Below are 17,908 nucleotides of genomic sequence, written 5' to 3' on the forward strand. Positions count from 1 at the left end.
GCAGATGTCGGCGATGACATCCCCTCTCCGTCCGTCGCGTCGCGGGCTGTTGCGTCACGCCGGCCTGGGGCTCACTGCGATCGCGGTACCGGGCTGGGCGCAGCGGGTCTCGTCCGGCCTGGCCGCCCGGCCGACCCTCGCCGGACCGGACATCGCGCTCACCGTCGACCATGTCCCGGCGACGATCGACGGCCGCACGGGCCATGCAATCAGCGTCAACGGCAGCTGGCCGGCGCCGCTGCTGCGGCTCCGCGAGGGGCAGAGGGCGCGGCTGGCGGTGACCAATCGCCTCGCCGAGCCGACCTCGATCCACTGGCACGGGCTGCTGGTGCCGTTCCAGATGGACGGCGTGCCCGGGATCAGCTTTCCCGGCATCGCTCCGGGCGAGACCTTCACCTATGAATTCCCCGTCGTCCAGTCGGGGACCTATTGGTATCACAGCCATTCGGGGTTGCAGGAGCAGATGGGGCATTACGGCCCGATCGTCGTCGACCCGGCCGGGCCGGACCCGGTTGCGGCGGAGCGCGAGCATGTCGTCGTGCTGTCCGATCATAGCCCGCTGCATCCGCACCGCATCTTCACCAAGCTCAAGCAGCAGGGCGGCTATTTCAACTATCAGAAGCAGACGCTTGCCGGCCTGATCGCCGGGCGCGACCAGCCCGCTGCCGAGCGACGCGACTGGGGCCGGATGCGGATGGACCCGACCGACGTCTCCGACGTCACCGGCGCGACCTATACCTATCTCGTCAACGGCCATGGCCCGCAGGACGACTGGACTGCCCTGTTCGCGCCGGGCGAGCGCGTCCGGCTGCGCGTCATCAACGCTGCGGCGATGACCAACTTCAACCTGCGCATCCCCGGCCTTGCGCTCACCGTCGTGCAGGCGGACGGGCAATATGTGCGGCCGGTGACGGTCGACGAACTGCAGATCGCCGTGGCGGAAACCTACGACCTGATCGTCACGCCGGAGGATCGCGCATATACCCTGGTCGCGGAGGCCTGGGACCGCTCGGGAATGGCACGCGCGACGCTGACCCCGCGTCCCGGCCTGACCGCCGCAGTGCCGCCGCTCCGCGCCCGGCCGCTCGCGACGATGCGCGACATGGGGATGGGCGCGATGAGCGGCATGAGCGGCATGGCGGCGATGCCCGACATGCCGGGGATGACGCACGACGCGGCGCCGATGCAGCATGGCATGCGCGACTTCGCCACCGCGCCCGAACTGCCCCGCACGCCCGCAGTCCAGACAATCGCGCCGATGCCGACCGATCGCACCGGCGAACCGCCGCAGGGCCTCGCCGATACCGGCCACCGCGTGCTCGTCTATCGCGATCTCGTCGCGCTCGCCGCCAATCCCGATACCCGCGCGCCGTCGCGGCAGCTGCGCATCCACCTCACCGGCAATATGGAACGCTATATGTGGGCGTTCGACGGGGTGAAGCTCAACGCCGTCACCGCGCCGATCCCCTTCCGTCAGGGCGAGCGCGTCCGCGTCACCCTGGTCAACGATACGATGATGGCGCACCCCATCCACCTGCACGGTCATTTTTTCGAGCTGGTCACCGGCCATGGCGATCACGCGCCGCGCAAGCACACGGTCAACGTCGCGCCGGGCGGCACGGTGACCTTCGACCTGACCGCGGACGCCTTCGGCGACTGGGCGTTCCACTGCCATCTTCTCTATCATATGCATGCGGGCATGATGCAGGTGGTCAGCGTCCGCCCCGACGGCGCGGTGGCGGGGGCATGATCGCGCTCGCCCTGCTGCTCGCACCGGTCGCGCAGATGCAGATGCATGACATGCCCGGCATGACGATGCCGATGCCGCAGGCCAGGCCCGCCCGCGCCAAACCGAAGCCCCGGCCGAAAGCCGCGCCTCTCCACAAGGCTGCCCCGGCGACACCGGCCCCCTGCCCGCCGGAGCATGCGGCGATGGGCCATTGCGCCGCCGCCGGCCAGCCACCCCGGATAGCGCCCGCCATGCCGGACAGGCCCGGCATGGCCATGGCTCCCGCGAAGCCCGCAGCCGCCGCCACAATCGGTACCGATCAGCCCGCCGGCGATGCGCTGCCACCCGCCCCGCCCGGCGATCGCGCCGCCGCGCGCTTCTATGATCCGGCAGCGATGGCGGCGGCGGATCGGCAGATGCGCCGCGACCATGGCGGGATGCGTTTCGGGCAAGTGATGTTCGATCTCGCCGAGGTGCAGATCCGCGACGGCCGCGACGGCTTGCGCTGGGACGGGGAAGGCTGGTTCGGCGGCGATCGCGACCGGCTCGTCGTCAAGAGCGAAGGCGATGGCCGCATCGACCGGATCGATCGCGCCGAGGTGCAGGCGCTCTATTCGCGTGCGATCGGCCCCTATTTCGATCTTCAGGCGGGCCTGCGCCAGGACGTCGGCGCCGCGTCGCGACGCAGCTATGCGACGATCGGGGTCGAGGGCCTCGCCCCTTATTGGTTCCAGGTCGAGGGCGCGCTGTTCCTGTCCGATCGCGGCGACCTGCTCGGCCGGGTGCAGGCCTATACCGACCAGCGCATCACCCAGCGCCTGATCCTGCAACCGCGTGTCGAGCTCAACCTCGCCGCCCAGGCCGTGCCGCAGGACGAAATCGCGGCGGGCCTGTCGCAGGCCGAGGCGGGGGTGCGGCTGCGCTACGAGATCCGGCGGGAGTTCGCGCCTTATGCCGGCATCAGCTGGGAGCATCGCCGCGGGGATGGCGACGGCGCGGCGCTGGTGCTCGGCGTGCGAAGCTGGTTCTGATGATAAGAAACAAAGTGATCCCAAACGGATCACATAACTTACATTAAGCAGTCTTCAACCGCCTCTCAGCAATGAAGCATCATGGCGTGGCGCTATGGTTTCTCTGCGATGATGGTCGCGGTCGCGATGATCGCTGCGCCGGTGCGTGCGCCGGCCGCGGCGGCCGCGCGCACCGATCCCTGGGTCGCCGCCGCCGATTTGTTCTTCAAGATCGCCGCGCGCGACGATGCGATCCCGGACGCCGGCGTGCCGCGCGCGGTCGCGCAGGACGGCGAGGGTTTCATCTGGCTCGCCACCGATGGCGGACTGGCGCGCTGGGACGGCACCGGCTTCAAAAGCTATGTGACCGATCCGACCGACGGGTCGGGCGCATTGCCCGAGCTGATGGTCAACATGGTCTACGCCGACCGTGCCGGGCTGCTCTGGCTGGGCATGAGCGCCGACGGCCTGTGGTGGCGCGATCCGCAGAGCGACCGGTTCCGACGCCCGCTCAACCGCACCGCACTCGACCAGGCGCATATCACGCTGATCGTCGACGACGGCGGTGACGGCCTGTGGGTGGGCAGTGACGTCGGGCTCGGCCGTGTGCGCGGTCCCGATCATCGCGCCACGATGGTTCGCGATCTGCCCGCCGGCGCGATCACCGCGCTCCACCGCAGCCGCAGCGGCGCGCTATGGGTCGCCGTCGGCACGCGGCTGTTCCGTCAGGCGGGCGCACGCTTCGTCCCGATCGCGCTCGCCGGCGTCGACGGCGAGATCACCGGGCTGCACGACGATGCCGCCGGCGGGCTGTGGCTGGCGACGCATGGATCGGGGCTGCATCGGCTCGCCGCCGGGACCGTGCGCCACTGGCCGCTGCGCGTCGATGGCCGGTCGCCGCCGCTCGGCGCGATCATCGATGCCGGCGCGGGCCAGCTCTGGGTCACCTCGCGCGCGGGCATCGTGACGATCGATCCGGTTCGCGCGCGGATCGACCGGCTCGTCCACGACGCCAATTTGGCGGCGACCTTGCCCGAGAATGGCATCAACCACCTGTTCCGCGATCGATCGGGGCTGGTATGGGTCGCAAGCGATGCCGTGCTGAGCTACGTCGATCCAGCGCCGCGCCGGGTGCTCGGGCTGGTCGGCGCGCTGCGTCCGACGCCGACGCAGGCGGTGGATGTCGCCTGGACGCTCGGCGCCGCACCCGACGGCGCGATCTGGTACGGCTCGCCCGACGGTCCCGCGTCCCGCCTGGCGCCGAGCGGCAAGGGCCAGCCCGGCGCTGTCCGGCGATTGTCCGGCGCGCGCCGCGACGCGCAGAGCTTTGCCTTCACCCCGGCCGGCGACGGCTTCGTCGCCGGGGGCGATGGCCTGTATCAGGTGTCGCGCGACGGGCGGCGCAGCCGCATGCTGTCGCCGCTGCCCTGGTCGCGGCTGCTGATCCGGGGGACGCAGATGTTCGTCGGCGGCGGCAGCGACAATGGACGCGCACGCAGCGGCGGCGTCGCGACGGTCGACCTGCGGCACCCCGGTGCGCCGGTGCCGACGCCATGGAGCGGCCGGCTGACCGATCCACGCGTCCGCTCCTTGGCAATGATGCCCGGCAACCTGCTCTGGGTCGGCACCGCGCGCGGCCTCAATCGCGTCGATCTCGCCAGCGACGCGGTGACGCGGCTGGTCCGCGGCGACGCAATGTCCGGCCTGCGCGGCAATTACGTGTCCACCCTGCTCGCCGACCGGCAGGGGCGGCTGTGGGCCGGCACCGTCGGCGGCGGCATCACCATCCTCGCGCGAAGACCGGCGGGCTGGCGGGCGGTGGCGCATATCGGACGGCGCGACGGCCTGCCGCACGATACGGTCGACAAGTTGCTGGCCGACCGCGGCGGCACGATCTGGGCGAGCACCGACGGCGGCATCGCGCAGATCGACCCCGCCAGCCTGACGGTGACGCCGCTCCGCGCGGCGGACGGCGTGCCGTTCACCGCTTATTGGACCGGCGGCGGCGCGACGATGGGCGACGGGCGGCTGATGTTCGCCGGCTTCGGCGGCCTGACCCTGGTCGATCCCGCCGCCCCGGCCCGCCCCGCCACCACCGCCCCGCTGCGCTTCACCGCGATCCGCGCCAATGGCCAGCCGGTGATCGCACCGGCCGGACAGCCGCTGACCGTGCCGACCGGGCAGCGCAGCCTCACCGCGGAATTCGCGCGGCTCGATTATGCCGGCGCGCGGGACCAGATCTACGCCTATCGGCTGCTGCCCTATGAGACCGGCTGGACGCGCACCGACGCGCTGCACCGCGTCGCCCGCTACACCAATATCCCGCCCGGCCGCGCGACGCTGATGATCGCGACGGTGACCCCGGGGGCGCATGGCGGCTGGCGCATCGCCGCACCGCCGCTGACGCTGGAGATCGACGTCGCGCGGCGGTGGTTCGAGACCATCGCGTTCCGCATTCTCGCCGCGGTCGCCGCATTCGCGATCGTCTATATGCTGGTTCATCTGCGGCTGCGTCACGCCCGCGCCCGCCAGAAGCATCTCGAACGACTCGTCGAACGGCGTACCGCCGAACTGCTCGCCAGCCAGTCAGAGCTCGAGAAGCTGGCCTATACCGATACGCTCACCGGCCTCGGCAACCGCCGGCTCTATGGCGAGACGCTGAGCCGCCATCTCGGCGCGGCGCGGCATGCGCCGTTCGCGCTGCTGCTCATCGACCTCGACCGGTTCAAGCAGGTCAACGACGAACTGGGCCATGACGTCGGCGATGCCCTGCTGGTCGAGGTCGCCGACCGGCTGACCGCAGCGATCCGCCAGCAGGACAGTATCTTCCGCCTCGGCGGCGACGAATTCGCGATCATCATCGCCAGTCTCGACAGCTCCCGCGCGATCGGCGACATGTGCCGCCGCCTCTACGCCGCCTTCGCCGATCCGGTGATCGCCGGGCCGCACCGGTTGCAGGTGATGCTCAGCATCGGCGCAGTGGTGGCGCGGGCCGAGGGGCTGTCGACCGAAGCGGTCTACAAGCTCGCCGACCTCGCCCTTTACGATGCCAAACGCTCGGGCCGCGGCACGTGGCGGCTTTCGCCGACCGAGCCGGGCGGCTGACCCCCTAGCCCTGCCACCCCGGCCGGAGCGCCAGCCGCAGCACGCGATCGTTAGCGGTCAGGTAGAGCGCCCGGCCATTCTCCCCGAACGCACAATTGGCGATCGCCGCGCCGCTCTCGATCAGGCCGAGCGGTTCCGCCGCCGGGGTCATCAGCATCATCCCGCCCGGCACGGAACAGACGAGCGTGCCGTCGCGCGCCACCTTCATCCCGTCGGGCAGGCCGGCGCCGCCCTTTGCCTTCATCGCCCGTGCGTCGAGCAGCACGCGGCCGCCACCCGGTTTGCCTGCCGCATCGAGATCATAGACCATGATCCGCGGCATCTGTTCGTCGGAAACCGAAACGTAGAGCCGGCGCTCGTCGGGCGACAGCGCGATGCCGTTGGGGCGGGTCAGCCCGCCCTCGATCAGCACGACCCGGCCATCGGGGAAGCGCCGGTAGACGCCGTTGACCGACTGTTCCTTGAGCGGCGAGGCGTCGCCGTCGGCAAAGCCGTAGGGCGGATCGGTGAACCAGATGCTGCCGTCGCGCCCGACGTGCAGGTCGTTGCAGCTGTTGAAGCGCTTGCCGTCATAGCGATCGGCGAGCACGGTGCGCTTGCGGGTGACGAGGTCGAACCGGTCGATGCTGCGCCCGCCGCTGTTGGCGATCAGCAGCCCTCCCCCGGCGTCGAGCGCGAGACCGTTCGACCCCGCCTCGCGCACCAGCTTGGGATCGGTGCCCGCCGCGCCCGACGGGTTGAGGAACGGCACCGCACCGCGCCCGCGCTGCCAGCGGCGGATGAGATTGGCGGGCGGATCGGAGAAGAGCAGATAGCCGCCTTTCGGTACCCATACCGGCCCCTCCGCCCAGCGGATGCCGGTCGCGATCACCTCTGGCTCGGTGCCGGGGGCGATCATCCGGTCGAGCGCCGGCGACAGGCGCCGCACGCGCGGAGCATCCGGGGTCTGCGCCGCCGCCGGCATGGCGAACAGCGCCAGACCACCGGCGATCACGGTGCGACGGTCGGGGCAGGTCATCGGCTCGTCTCCTCGGCGGTGCCGGCGCGGGTCAGCGTCAGCAGCGGCTGTGTCTTGGCGTCATAGCGGTGCCACGTCGGCAGCCCGGCGCCGTTCGGATCGCCGGTCTTGACGAAATTGACCAGATAGCGGCTGATCGTCCGTGCCGCGGCGCGATCGGTCGCGCTCGTCGCCGCGCCGTATTTGATCGCCGCGGTGTCGAAGAAGAAGGGGATGTCGGTGGCATGGCCCGCACCCTTGGTATCGGGCGTGGTCGCCGAGGTCGCGACATAGTCGAAGCGGTAATGATAGACCGGCACGCCCTGCTGCGTCAGCACCCCGGCCAGATCGCGCGCACCGGCGATCATATAGCCGTCGGGGCCGCCGATGTCGGCGCTGGTCGCGCCGATCATCACCGGCACGTGCGCGAACCGACCGGCGCGATAGGCCTCGCCCGCGTCGACGAAGGTGCGGCCGTCGGGTACCGGGCCGCTATAGCCCGGCCGGTTCATCGCCGCGAGATTGAGGCCGTCGATCACCCGCTCGGCCGGCAGCGCGCGCAGCTTGGCGGCGGCCTGCGGATCGTCGGCGGCGATGCCCTGGGCGGTGGCGAAGGCGACACCCGCCTGCTGCGCGGTCGCCACCGTCTTGCCGTTGGACGATCCGTCGCCGCCCGATTGCACGACCGCGCGGCGGAACAGACCCTGCGCCGCGGGCGAGGTGACCAGGGCATGGACCGACATGCCGCCCGCGCTCTCGCCGATGATCGTCACCTGATCGGGGTCACCGCCGAAGGCCGCGATGTTCGCCTTGACCCAGCGCAGCGCGGCGAGCTGGTCGAGCAGCCCGTAATCGGCATCGGCCGGGCGGATCGCAGGGTGAGCGAACGTGCCGAAGCGTCCGAGCCGATAATTGAAGCTGACCACGACGATGCCCGACTGCGCCAGCGCCGCGCCGCTATAGGTCGGCGGCGACGAGCCGCCGTTGACGAAGCCGCCGCCATAGATCCACACCATCACCGGCAGCCGCTTCGCGCTGCCCGCGGGGCGCCAGACGTTGGCGTAGAGGCAGTCTTCCGCCGGCGCCGTGCCGAGCGGCGCCGCATCGCTCGGAAAGGGCAATTGCATGCAATCGGCGGCATAGCTGCTCGCGTCGCGCACCGCCGTCCACGGCTTGGGCGGCTGCGGCGCCTGCCAGCGCAACGCGCCGACCGGCGGCGCGGCGAAGGGAATGCCCTTGAACGCGATCACCGACGCATCGGCGACGCCGCGCACCGGACCGGCCGTAGTCCGCACCACCGGCCCCTGCTGGGCCGACGCCGCGCCGGCGCTCATCAACGCCGCCAGCGCCAGTCCTGCTCTCCATGTCATACACCGCTCTCCGGATTATCGCTTACGACCCCCGATGACACGGCGGCGGCCGGTCGGGCAACGCCTTCATGGTAGTAGATCGCGGATCCCCGCGGCGAGATAGGCGGCCAGCCGCGCCTCCGTCCCTGCCGGGACATGCAGCCCGAGCTTGCTGCGCCGCCACAGCACGTCCTCGGCCGTCCGCGCCCATTCACGCGCGACCAGATAATCGACCTCGCCGGTGCACAGCCCGCCGCCGAGGTCGCCACCGAGGCCATGGGCCAGGATTCGCATCGCCAACGTCCCGTAGGCGCGCGCCAGCCGCCGCAGCAGCGCCTCCGGCACGTCCGGCGCCTGCGCCACCAGCGACGCCACCAGCCCGGCGATATCCCGGTCGGGCAGGTCGCCACCCGGCAGTACCGCCCCGGCGGTCCACGCCGGCGCGCGATTGCCGAGCAACGGCGCGAGGTCGTGCAGCGCCTGCTCGGCAAGCCGGCGATAGGTGGTGATCTTGCCGCCGTAGACGCTGAGCAGCGGTGCCCGACCCTCGCCCGCGTCGAGGTCGAGCCTATAGTCGCGCGTCACCGCCGACGCATTCGCGCTATGATCGTCGTAGAGCGGCCGGATGCCGGCATAGCTCCACACGATGTCGCGCTCCCCGACGCGGCCCGCGAAATAGCGGGCGATGGTGTCGAGCAGGTAGCGCGTCTCCGCCGCGTCGATCGCCGCCGGGCCGGGTGCGGCCTGCCACGGCACGTCGGTGGTGCCGACCAGCGTGAACCGCCCTTCATAGGGGATGGCGAAGACGATCCGCCGGTCGGCGTTCTGCAGCATCAGCGCATGGTCGCCGTCGTAGAGCCGCGGCACGACGATATGGCTGCCCTTGACGAGGCGGACGCCGCGATCCGCGCTTGCGCTGCCGCTGCGGGCGCGCACCGCGCCGACCCAGGGTCCCGCGGCGTTGACCAGCGCCCGCGCCGCCACCTGCCGCGAGCCGCCGGCGGCATCGCGCAGCTGCGCGCGCCAGCCTTCCCCCTCGCGTTCGGCGCTGAGCAACTGCGTCCGCGTGCAGATCGTCGCGCCGCGATCCGCCGCGTCGCGCGCGTTGAGCACGACGAGCCGGCTGTCCTCGACCCAGCAGTCCGAATAGACGAAGCCGCGCCCGTCGCGATCCGCCAGCCCCGCGCCGAACGGCGTATCGGCCAGCGAGACGGTCTGCGTCGCGGGCAGGCGCTTGCGCCCGCCGAGATGATCGTAGAGCCACAGTCCGGCTCGGACCTGCCACGCCGGCCGCGGCGAATGCGTCTGCGGCAGCACGAATCGCAGCGGCCAGATGATGTGCGGGGCCATTCCCCACAGCCGCTCGCGCTCGATCAGCGCCTCGCGGACCAGCCGCAGTTCGCCATATTCGAGGTAGCGCAGACCGCCGTGGATCAGCTTGGTCGATGCCGACGAGGTATGACTGGCGAGATCGTCTTGCTCGACGAGCAGCACCGACAGTCCACGCCCCGCCGCATCGCGCGCGATGCCGGTGCCGTTGATGCCGCCGCCGACGACGAGCAGATCGACCGTTTCCATGACTGTCCTTCCGCAGCATAGCCTAGCGGCTATAGCCGTGGCGCGACAGGCTTGACCGTCACGCCAAAGCGGCGGAGCGTCGGCCGGTCAGTCGAAGGAGGGGATCGCATTGGCCAAGACGCATATCCTGGTCATCGATCAGGGCACGACCTCGACGCGCAGCATCGTCTTCGACGGCGAGGCGCGCCGGGTCGGCATCGCCCAGGCGGAGTTCGCGCAGCATTATCCCGCCCCCGGCTGGGTCGAGCATGATCCCGACGACATCTGGCGCGACGTGCTCGCCACCGCGCGCGCCGCCCTCGCCGACAGCAGCGTCGCCGCGCATGATCTCGCCGCGATCGGCATCACCAACCAGCGCGAGACGGCGGTGGTGTGGGATCGCGCCACCGGCGTGCCGATCCACCGCGCGATCGTGTGGCAGGACCGGCGCGGCGCGGGCGAGTGCGAGCGATTGCGAGCCGACGGTGCCGAGCCGCTGATCCGCGCGCGCACCGGTCTGCTGATCGATCCCTATTTCTCCGCGACCAAGATCGCCTGGCTGCTCGATCACGTCGCCGGCGCGCGGGCGCGGGCGGAGCGGGGCGAACTCGCCTTCGGCACGATCGACAGCTTCCTGCTCTGGCGACTCACCGGCGGCGCGGTCCATGCGACCGACATCACCAACGCCGCGCGTACGATGCTGTTCGACATCCACCGCCAGCAATGGGACGACGATCTGTGCCGGCTGCTGCGGGTGCCGGCGGCGATACTGCCGCAGGTGCATGACAATGCGCACGTCTACGGCACCACCCTGCCCGACCTGCTCGGCGCGGCGGTGCCGGTGGCGGGGATCGCCGGCGATCAGCAGGCGGCACTGTTCGGTCAGGCGTGCTTCGCGCCGGGCATGGCCAAATCGACCTATGGCACCGGCTGCTTCATGCTGCTCAACACCGGCGCGACGGCGGTCGCCTCGCACCACCGCCTGCTCACCACCCCGGCCTATCGGCTCGGCGGCGAGACGGTCTATGCGCTGGAGGGCTCGATCTTCGTCGCCGGCGCGGCGGTCAAATGGCTGCGCGACGGCCTCGGCGTCATCACCCATGCCAGCCAGACCGACGATCTGGCGACGCGCGTGCCCGACAATCACGGCGTCTATATGGTCCCCGCCTTCGCCGGGCTCGGCGCGCCGCATTGGGACCCGCACGCGCGCGGCGCGATCTATGGCCTGACGCTCGGCGCCGGCGCGGCGCATCTCGCCCGCGCGGCGCTGGAGGCGGTGGCGTTCCAGACGATGGACCTGATCGGCGCGATGGCGGCGGACGGTGGCGGTCGGCCGGCGACGCTGCGGGTCGACGGCGGCATGGCGGCGAACGACTGGCTGTGCGCCTTCCTCGCCGACATGATCGACACGCCGGTCGAACGGCCGCTCGATCTCGAGACGACCGCGCGCGGCGCCGCCTTCCACGCCGGCCTCGCGACCGGTGTCTGGTCGGGGCTCGACCATCTGTCCCGGCTCTGGTCGCGCGAACGGCGCTTCACCCCGGCGATGGACGCAGCGACGCGCGCGCCGCTCGCCGCCGGCTGGCACGATGCGGTCCGGCGGACGCTGAGCGCGGCTGTGGTTAGCGGGACATAAATCACGGAATAACCGGCCGTTCGCCTCCGGCGCTTCCCCCCTCCCTCTACAATGGGGGCGACGCTTCTCGTCGCCGGGGGTTCCAGTGCCTTTTTGTATCGATCGCCACGCCGTCAGCCGCTGCACGCTCGCTGCCGCCGCACTCGCCGCCAGCCAGATCGCCCGGGCGGAGGCGCCCGTGCCGCAGCACGGTCAGAGCGGCTCGGTCACCAGCGGCAAGGACGGCGAGATCATCGTCACCACCACCGCGCAGAAGCGGTTCGAGAACATCCAGTCGGTGCCGCTGCCGGTGCAGGTCGTCACGCCGGCGCAGCTCGAGCTGCAGGGCGTCCACCATTTCCAGGAGCTCGACCGGGTGATGCCCTCTCTCGTCGTCCGTCCGGCGGAGCATCCGGTCAACACCAACGTTTCGATCCGCGGCGTCGGCACCTTCGCCTATGCCGTCGCGGTCGAATCGAGCGTCGCGGTCACCGTCGACGGCGCCCCCGTCGCCTTCCTGGCGCGCGCCAACACCGACCTGCCCGACGTCGCGCAGATCGAGGTGCTGCGCGGGCCGCAGAGCACGCTGTACGGCAAGGCGGCGTCGGCCGGCCTGATCAAGATCATGACGGTGCAGCCGACCGACGATCTGCATATCCGCGCCAATGCCCGGCTCACCGGCGATCACGAATTCGCCGAGACGCTGAGCATCACCGGGCCGCTCACCGATCGGCTCGGCTATGTCTTCTCGGGTGGCTATACGCATTGGGACGGCAATGTGACCAATCTCGTCACCAGCAAACACGTCGGTGGTCACGATACGTTGAGTTCACGCGCCAAATTGCGCTGGAAGGTCAACCCGGCGCTGACCTTCACGCTGTCGGGCAATTATTTGACCGGCAGCACCAGCGTCGGCCGGCCATTCGTCCATATGGCGCCCGAGGCGCGGCTGCGCGGCGTCGACAGCGAGCGCGCGGACGTGGTGCTCCCCGGCGTCCGCGTCGGCCCGACCAACCGGGCCGTGACCTACAATTCACCGGCCGGCACCACCTATCACGGCGGCGGCGGGCTGCTGCGCACCGACGTTGCCTTGGGCAAGATCACCTTGCTCGGCCTGACCAGCGTCGACCGCTTCCGGCTCGACAATTTCCTCGACTTCGACGACACCGCCTCGACCGCGCCGACCGGCTATGTCGTCGAACGCGGCACCTTCCACTCGCAGCTGTTCACGCAGGAGGTGCGGCTGCTGTCGCCCGACGACGCGCCGTTCCGCTACGCGCTCGGCCTCTATTATGCCGACGCCGCATTCGAGCGGCCGGCGACGCGCGGTCCCGGCTTCGCGCTGTCCGACTATCATTTCACCGCCGGCTCGCGGCAGATCGCCGGCTTCGGCCAGATCGACTGGGCGTTCGCGCCGCGGCTCACCGCCACCGTCGGCGGGCGGCTGCAGAACGAGCGCGTCGCCTACACCTTCACCGACCGGCTCGCCGCGCGCCGCCACCCGGCGGCGACGACCAGCTGGGCGGGTGCGGCGAGCGACGATGCCGCCACCTATCGGCTCGGCCTCGACTATCGCGCGACGCCCGACCTGATGCTGTTCGCCAGCTATGCCACCGGCTACAAGGGGCAAGCCTATGACCTGTCGACCGGCTTCGATCAGGCGCGGGCCGATGCGGGGCCGATCCGCCCGGAACGCTCGCGCGACAAGGAGATCGGCATCCGCAGCCAGTGGCTCGATCGTCACCTGACCGCCAATCTCACCTTCTTCAACACGCATTACCGCGACATGCAGGCGCAGACGATCGAGTTCCTGCCGGGCGGGACCTATATCAACCGGATGACCAACGTCGGCCGGCTGCTGACCCGCGGCATCGAGATCGAGACGGCGGCACGACCGAGCGGCGCGGTGACGCTCACCGCCAATGCCGCCTATCTGCGTGCGCATTATCTCTCCTTCCCCGGCGCGCCCTGCTATCCGCTGCAAAGTCCTGCGCTCGGCTGTACGGGCAATCCGCTGCGCCAGGACCTCAGCGGCGAACGCGTGCCGCAGGCGCCGAGCTGGCGGCTCAACGCCAGCGCCGATTATTCCCCGGCGCTCGGTCACGATCGCCGCGGCGTGATGCAGATCGCCTGGCAATATCAGAGCGCGATGCAATTCGCCGCGCGCGACCCGGAACTGTTCCAGCGCGGCTATCATATCGTCAACGTCGATCTCGGCGTCCGCGACCGACAGCATCGCTGGCAGGCGGTGGCATTCCTCAACAACGTCTTCGATCAGCAGCATTATACCGCGCTGGTCAACGTCGCGAACAACTTCGGCCGACACTCTGCGACGGAGGCGCTACTGCCGCGCGACTTCCGGCGCTATGGCGGCATCCGCGTCGGCGTCGATTTCTAGCGCGCGCCGGCGAAACGCAGCCGCGACGGCGGCGCCCCCGCATCCCCCTCTACAATGCTCATGAGGATCAGTAACACCACAGGGGGATAGGGTGAACGTTTCGATGTCGACGCGGACGATGAGCCGCCTCACCCTGTCCATCGCCGCGCTCGCCACCGCGCAGGTGGCGGCGGCCGAGACCCTGGCGCCGCAGAAGCCCGGCCAGTTCGGCGTCGTCACGGCCGGCGACGACGGCGAGATCATCGTCACCACCACCGCGCAGAAGCGGTTCGAGAATATGCAGCGCGTGCCGCTGCCGGTGCAGGTGATCACCGCGACGCAGCTTGAGGCGCAGGGCATCCACCTTCCAGGATCTGGACAGGGTGATGCCGTCGCTGGTCGTGCGGCCGGCCAATCACCCGGTCAACACCAACGTGTCGATCCGCGGCATCGGCACGTTCGCCTATGCGATCGGCGTCGAATCGAGCGTCGCCGTCACCATCGACGGTGCGCCCGTCGCCTTCCTCGCCCGCGCGATCAACGACCTGCCCGATGTCGCGCAGATCGAGGTGCTGCGCGGCCCGCAAAGCACCCTCTACGGCAAGGCGGCGTCGGCGGGCCTCATCAAGATCATGACGACGCAACCGACCGACGATCTGAACATCCGCGCCAACGCCCGCGTCACCGGCGACCATGAATTCGGCGAATCGCTGAGCATCACCGGTCCGCTGACCGATACGCTCGGCTTCGTCTTTGCCGGCGGCTATACGCATTGGGACGGCAATGCGCTGAACGTCATCAACGGCAAGCGCGTCAACGGCCGCAACACGCTCAACAGCCGCGCCAAATTACGCTGGAAGGCGAGCTCGCAGCTCACCTTCACGCTGTCGGGCAATTATCTGACCGGCGACACGACGGCGGCGCGCCCGCTCATCCGCCTGTCGCCCGAGGCACGGTTGCGCGGCGACCCCGAGCTGACCCGAGCGGTCGTTCTTCCCGGCGTCGCGATCGGCCCGGACAATCACACCGTTGCCTATAATTCGCCCTCCGCGACGCGCTATCACGGCGGCGGCGCGTTGCTGCGCAGCGAGCTCGAGCTCGGCAAGATCAGCCTGCTCAGCCTGACCAACGTCGACCGGTTCAAGCTCAACGATTATTTCGACTATGACGATACCGCGGCGACCAAATTCACCGGCATCTCGCAGGAGATCGGCATCTTCCGCTCGGAACTGTTCACGCAGGAATTCCGCCTGCTGTCCCCCGACGATGCTGCCTTCCGCTACGCGCTCGGCGTCTATTACGCGGACACCGGGTTCGATCGCCCCTTCTACCGTGGCCCCGGCTTCGCCCTGTCGCGCCTCCACGCCACCGCCGGCTCGCGGCAGATCGCCGGCTTCGGCCAGATCGACTGGCAATTCGTTCCGGATCTCACCGCCACCGCCGGCGCCCGCGTCCAGAACGAACGCGTCCATTATACCTATGACGCCCAGCTCACCGGCAAGAGCTATGCCGGCCATGACAGCGACGACGCCTTCACCTATCACCTCGGGATGAACTATCAGGCGACGCGCGACCTGATGCTGTTCGCCAGCTACGCCACCGGCTACAAGGGCCAATCCTACGATTTGTCGACCGGCTTCGATCAGGCGCGCGCCGATTCCGGGCCGATCCGTCCGGAACGCTCGCGCGACAAGGAGATCGGCATCCGCAGCCAGTGGCTCGATCGGCGGCTGACGGTCAACGTCACCTTCTTCAACACCCATTATCGCGATCTGCAGGCGCAGACGATCGAGACCTTCGCCGACGGGCGGTTCATCAACCGCCTGGCCAATGTCGGCAGCCTGGTGACCCGCGGGATCGAGGTCGAGGGAGTGGCGCGTCCGACCGGCGACCTCACCCTGAACGGCAATGCCAGCTACCTGCGTGCCAATTATCTGAAATTCGCCGACGCGCCCTGCTATCCGCTCCAGACGAGCGCGGGCGGCTGTCCGGACCGGACGCGCCGGCAAGACCTGTCGGGCGAGCGTCTTCCGCAGGCGCCCACCTGGCGGCTCAACGCCACCGCCGATTATGCGCCGGCGATCGGCGGCAACCGTCGCGGCGTGATGCAGGTGACGTGGGAATATCAGGGCGCGATGACCTATGCACCGCGCGATCCCGAAGTCGCCCAGGCCGCCTATCAGATCGTCAATTGCAGCCTCGGCATGCGCGACGATCATCATCGCTGGGAGGCGGTCGCCTTCCTCGACAACGTCTTCGACCAGCGCCACTACAGTTCGATGGTCAACGTCGCGGGCAATTTCGGCCTCAACGTCGCCACCGCCGCGCTGCTGCCGCGCGACTTTCGCCGCTATGGCGGCATCCGCGTCGGGTTGAATTTCTGATCCTGTCCGACAGGCGGCCGCGGCAACCGCCGCCTTTCTGCTAACCCTCGCGAAAGTCGCGATAATCGCGCTTGAATCTGTCCGACCGCCTCGACTACCACAAGGCCGGGTCGTGAGTCGCGGCCCGGGACAGATCGCTCGTCGGAGCGACGTCAAACGGCGGAGCGCGTCTTCGCCAGGGGAGGAAGCGCTTGGATATCGCCCGTCGTGATCTGTTGCTCTCGGCCGCTGCGCTGACCGTCGGCGCCAGCGGCATCGCGCGTGCCGCGCCCGATCGTCCGCTCGGCTATGCGATCGTCGGGCTCGGCACCTACGGGCTCGGCGTCATCATCCCGCAATTCGCCAATTGCACGCACAGCCGCCTTGCCGCGGTGGTCAGCGGCGATCCCGCCAAGGCGCAGCGCGTCGCCGCGGAGCACGGCCTGCCCGCGCGCTCGGTCTATTCCTACGCCAATTTCGATTCGATCCGCGACAATCCCGATGTCGACATCGTCTATGTCTGCCTGCCCAATTCAATGCACGCCGAATATACGATCCGCGCCGCCAAGGCCGGCAAGCACGTCATGTGCGAAAAGCCGATGGCGGTGTCGGTGGCGGAATGCGAGGCGATGATCGCCGCGTGCAAGCGCGCCAATCGCAAGCTGATGATCGGCTATCGCTGCCATTTCGAGCCGTTCAACCTCGAGGCGATGCGCCTCGCCCGCAGCGGCGCGGCCGGCAAGATCCGCTACGTCCGCACCGAACACGGCTTCACCCAGGGCAGCCCCTCGGCCTGGCGGCTCAAGCGCGCGCTCGCCGGCGGCGGCTCGCTGATGGACATGGGCGTCTACAGCCTCCAGGCGGCGCGCTACATGACCGGCGAGGAGCCGATCGCGGTGACCGCCCGCGAATCCACCGACCGGCGCGATCCGCGCTTCACCGAGGTCGAGGACATGATCGAGTGGACGCTCGAATTCCCCTCGGGCGCGATCGCCGGCTGCCAGTCGATGTACAGCGCCAACCAGAACCATATCCTGCTGATGGGCGACAAGGGGCGGATCGAGCTCGAACCGGCAACGCGCTACGACGGCAATCACATGTGGACCGGCCGCGACGGCCGCGAGCGCGAGGTGACGCCGCCCGCCGGCCCCGCCAAGACGCAATTCGCCGGCCAGCTCGATCACCTCGCGCAATGCGTCCGCAGCGGTGCCGAGCCGATCGTCTCGGGCGAAGAGGGGCTGCGCGACATGCGGATCGTCGAGGCGATCTACCGGTCGGCGCGCGAGGGGCGGACGATCCGGCTGGACGGCCGGGCGTGATCGCCGCCCGCTCCGCCGCGCTGCTATGCGCGGTCGTCGCCGCCGTGCCGCTCGCGGCCCAGAGCAGCGCCCCCGCCCGCCATGCGACGGGTCAGGCGCTCCACGCGCAGGTCGCGGCGATGGACCGCGCGATGAAGCCCGGCCAGGGCTTCGCCTATCAGCCGCTGGTCGAGGCCGATGGCCAGACCGCGGCGCTGGAGATCTGGAAGGCGCCCGGCCGGCCGGCGGTACATCCCGATGACGCCGAATATGTCATGGTCGTCGACGGCGCCGGCGAGATGATCTCAGGCGGCAGCCTCGTCGATGCCAAGACGACGCGCGCCGACCTGATCGAGGGCAGCCGCATCGCCGGCGGCACGACCCAGCCGCTCAAGACCGGCGACGTCTTCCTCGTCCCCGCCGGGGTGCCGCACTGGTTCGGCATCCGCGGCCCGCGGCTGGTGCTGCTCGGCACCAAGATCCGCACCCACCGCTAAGTCTTGCTCCG

At 69.9% G+C, this 17,908-nt stretch carries 12 protein-coding genes; 8 read left to right on the forward strand and 4 right to left on the reverse strand.

Features of this window, described 5'->3' with window-relative positions; all coding sequences use genetic code 11:
* The first annotated feature begins 13 nt into the window (after nucleotides 1-13).
* The 3 genes from PBN85_RS10760 (at nucleotide 14) to PBN85_RS10770 (ending at nucleotide 5,844) form a co-directional block, all read left to right on the forward strand.
* Nucleotides 14-1,750, forward strand: a complete 1,737-nt coding sequence (locus tag PBN85_RS10760; protein ID WP_271298956.1) for a copper resistance system multicopper oxidase — start codon at nucleotides 14-16, stop codon at nucleotides 1,748-1,750.
* Entirely contained in the window at nucleotides 1,747-2,760 is a 1,014-nt protein-coding gene (locus PBN85_RS10765) for a copper resistance protein B (protein WP_271298957.1), read from the forward strand. Before PBN85_RS10760 ends, PBN85_RS10765 begins: the two co-directional genes overlap by 4 nt.
* Nucleotides 2,761-2,841: 81 nt before the next feature.
* A complete protein-coding gene (locus PBN85_RS10770; protein WP_271298958.1) occupies nucleotides 2,842-5,844 on the forward strand; it encodes a ligand-binding sensor domain-containing diguanylate cyclase in 3,003 nt (1,000 codons plus the stop codon).
* A 4-nt stretch (nucleotides 5,845-5,848) separates the two neighbouring features.
* On the opposite strand, the gene PBN85_RS10775 is transcribed toward PBN85_RS10770, so the two are convergent.
* The 3 genes from PBN85_RS10775 to PBN85_RS10785 all read right to left on the reverse strand — a co-directional run bounded on the left by PBN85_RS10775 (nucleotide 5,849) and on the right by PBN85_RS10785 (nucleotide 9,768).
* Nucleotides 5,849-6,862 carry an SMP-30/gluconolactonase/LRE family protein gene (locus PBN85_RS10775; RefSeq protein ID WP_271298959.1) on the reverse strand — a complete coding sequence of 338 codons (1,014 nt, stop codon included), beginning with the start codon at nucleotides 6,860-6,862 and terminating at the stop codon, nucleotides 5,849-5,851.
* On the reverse strand, nucleotides 6,859-8,211 hold the full coding sequence (locus PBN85_RS10780) for a carboxylesterase/lipase family protein (protein ID WP_271298960.1): 1,353 nt from the start codon (nucleotides 8,209-8,211) through the stop codon (nucleotides 6,859-6,861). Before PBN85_RS10780 ends, PBN85_RS10775 begins: the two co-directional genes overlap by 4 nt.
* Nucleotides 8,212-8,277: 66 nt before the next feature.
* The gene (locus tag PBN85_RS10785) at nucleotides 8,278-9,768 is read right to left on the reverse strand and encodes a glycerol-3-phosphate dehydrogenase (RefSeq protein WP_271298961.1); all 1,491 of its coding nucleotides are present in this window, start codon (nucleotides 9,766-9,768) and stop codon (nucleotides 8,278-8,280) included.
* 109 nt (nucleotides 9,769-9,877) lie between these two features.
* Between PBN85_RS10785 and glpK the strand changes: the two genes are divergently transcribed.
* Nucleotides 9,878-11,383, forward strand: coding sequence for a glycerol kinase GlpK (gene glpK / locus PBN85_RS10790; RefSeq protein ID WP_271298962.1), 1,506 nt, complete (start codon nucleotides 9,878-9,880; stop codon nucleotides 11,381-11,383).
* Between the two features lie 85 nt (nucleotides 11,384-11,468).
* The gene (locus tag PBN85_RS10795) at nucleotides 11,469-13,760 is read left to right on the forward strand and encodes a TonB-dependent receptor (RefSeq protein WP_271298963.1); all 2,292 of its coding nucleotides are present in this window, start codon (nucleotides 11,469-11,471) and stop codon (nucleotides 13,758-13,760) included.
* A 67-nt stretch (nucleotides 13,761-13,827) separates the two neighbouring features.
* Here the strand turns inward: PBN85_RS10795 and PBN85_RS10800 are convergent, their stop codons facing one another.
* The gene (locus tag PBN85_RS10800) at nucleotides 13,828-14,154 is read right to left on the reverse strand and encodes a hypothetical protein (RefSeq protein WP_271298964.1); all 327 of its coding nucleotides are present in this window, start codon (nucleotides 14,152-14,154) and stop codon (nucleotides 13,828-13,830) included.
* On the opposite strand from PBN85_RS10800, the gene PBN85_RS10805 reads away from it, so the two are divergent.
* From PBN85_RS10805 to PBN85_RS10815, 3 genes are all read left to right on the forward strand, one after another.
* Nucleotides 14,126-16,123, forward strand: coding sequence for a TonB-dependent receptor (locus PBN85_RS10805; protein WP_271298965.1), 1,998 nt, complete (start codon nucleotides 14,126-14,128; stop codon nucleotides 16,121-16,123). The two genes, PBN85_RS10800 and PBN85_RS10805, sit on opposite strands and share 29 nt — an antisense overlap.
* Nucleotides 16,124-16,314: 191 nt before the next feature.
* The gene (locus tag PBN85_RS10810; protein ID WP_037535404.1) at nucleotides 16,315-17,421 is read left to right on the forward strand and encodes a Gfo/Idh/MocA family protein; all 1,107 of its coding nucleotides are present in this window, start codon (nucleotides 16,315-16,317) and stop codon (nucleotides 17,419-17,421) included.
* Nucleotides 17,418-17,897, forward strand: a complete 480-nt coding sequence (locus PBN85_RS10815) for a cupin domain-containing protein (protein ID WP_235199795.1) — start codon at nucleotides 17,418-17,420, stop codon at nucleotides 17,895-17,897. The genes PBN85_RS10810 and PBN85_RS10815 overlap by 4 nt, the downstream gene beginning before the upstream one ends.
* Nucleotides 17,898-17,908 lie beyond the last annotated feature (11 nt).

Source organism: Sphingomonas sp. CV7422, assembly GCF_027945725.1.
Taxonomy (GTDB): domain Bacteria; phylum Pseudomonadota; class Alphaproteobacteria; order Sphingomonadales; family Sphingomonadaceae; genus Sphingomonas; species Sphingomonas kyungheensis.

Excerpts from the sequence above, each read along its gene's own strand:
- PBN85_RS10780 (WP_271298960.1), bottom strand. The coding sequence starts at position 8,211 with ATGACATGGAGAGCAGGACTGGCGCTGGCGGCGTTGATGAGCGCCGGC.
- PBN85_RS10775 (WP_271298959.1), bottom strand. The coding sequence starts at position 6,862 with ATGACCTGCCCCGACCGTCGCACCGTGATCGCCGGTGGTCTGGCGCTG.
- PBN85_RS10805 (WP_271298965.1), top strand. The coding sequence starts at position 14,126 with ATGCCGTCGCTGGTCGTGCGGCCGGCCAATCACCCGGTCAACACCAAC.
- PBN85_RS10765 (WP_271298957.1), top strand. The coding sequence starts at position 1,747 with ATGATCGCGCTCGCCCTGCTGCTCGCACCGGTCGCGCAGATGCAGATG.
- PBN85_RS10760 (WP_271298956.1), top strand. The coding sequence starts at position 14 with ATGACATCCCCTCTCCGTCCGTCGCGTCGCGGGCTGTTGCGTCACGCC.
- PBN85_RS10785 (WP_271298961.1), bottom strand. The coding sequence starts at position 9,768 with ATGGAAACGGTCGATCTGCTCGTCGTCGGCGGCGGCATCAACGGCACC.
- PBN85_RS10770 (WP_271298958.1), top strand. The coding sequence starts at position 2,842 with ATGGCGTGGCGCTATGGTTTCTCTGCGATGATGGTCGCGGTCGCGATG.